Raw genomic sequence first — 962 nt, forward strand, 5'->3', positions numbered from 1 at the left:
AACCGTTGGCAAACATTAGAGAAATGAAGAAACTACTAATAATATTCATTTTAATTTCAAAAATTGGATTTGGACAAGATAACAAATACCTTTCTGAAAATTATGAATTTAAAAACGGTGAAATTGCTTATATGTTTGGTAACGATGTTAAACTTCGAGACTAACCAAATACTGAATCCAATGTTTTGACTCTATTGAAAATTGGTGAGCAAATAGAGATTGTGGAAAAGTCAGATTCTAAAATGGAATTTGACGGAATTGAATCACCTTGGTACAAAGTAAAAGCAAACGATAAAGTTGGGTTTGTACTTGGGAACCTAATCTCACTCGATAAAGCAACCAATGGAAATTTGACATATTTGGTATCCTTGAAAAAAGACGGACTTAAATTGTTTGCTAAAACAAGGGTTTTGGAAAATGGATTAGATTTTAAAGAGAATATTTCTCAACTTATGACTGGAGAATTTTCAATAAAAGCGATTGGGAATAAAGGACTTGAAAACATAAAAAGCATATTTGAAATAGACTATTTAGCCGAATCTTGTGGAGTAAATGGAGGCGGAATTTATTTGTTCTACGATGGTGAAAACCTAATTAAAGCTATTGATTACACTCAAGTAGCTGATGCAGATGCATATTGGTTCATTGAGGAATATATTTTCCCAAATGACAAAGACGGAAAAGAAGGCAAAATAGTTTACAAAAGAGAAGTTGGTGAAACTAAAGAATATGAAACGGAATGGGTTGAAACTAAATCGACAAAAAGAATTCTGGAATGGAATGGAAAAGAGATATTTCCAAAAACAGAAAACGAAGATGAATAATAATAACGTTTGCCAACATTGGCTATAAGTAATTGCTTGTTCTCGCCTACTTCTGAAAATCCTCGCGGATTTTCAGTTTGGTACGTACTTGCAAAGTTAAGTGCTAAACCACTCAACTACTCATAGCCGAAACCGTTA

1 protein-coding gene is annotated in these 962 nt (G+C 32.6%); it reads left to right on the top strand.

Features of this window, described 5'->3' with window-relative positions:
- The first annotated feature begins 221 nt into the window (after positions 1–221).
- Positions 222–824: a hypothetical protein gene (locus ACFQ1R_RS13135; protein WP_379926723.1), complete on the top strand. Its 603-nt coding sequence runs from the start codon at positions 222–224 to the stop codon at positions 822–824.
- Positions 825–962: the final 138 nt, after the last annotated feature.

The sequence above is a fragment of the Mariniflexile jejuense genome (assembly GCF_042675665.1).
GTDB classification, from domain to species: domain Bacteria; phylum Bacteroidota; class Bacteroidia; order Flavobacteriales; family Flavobacteriaceae; genus Mariniflexile; species Mariniflexile jejuense.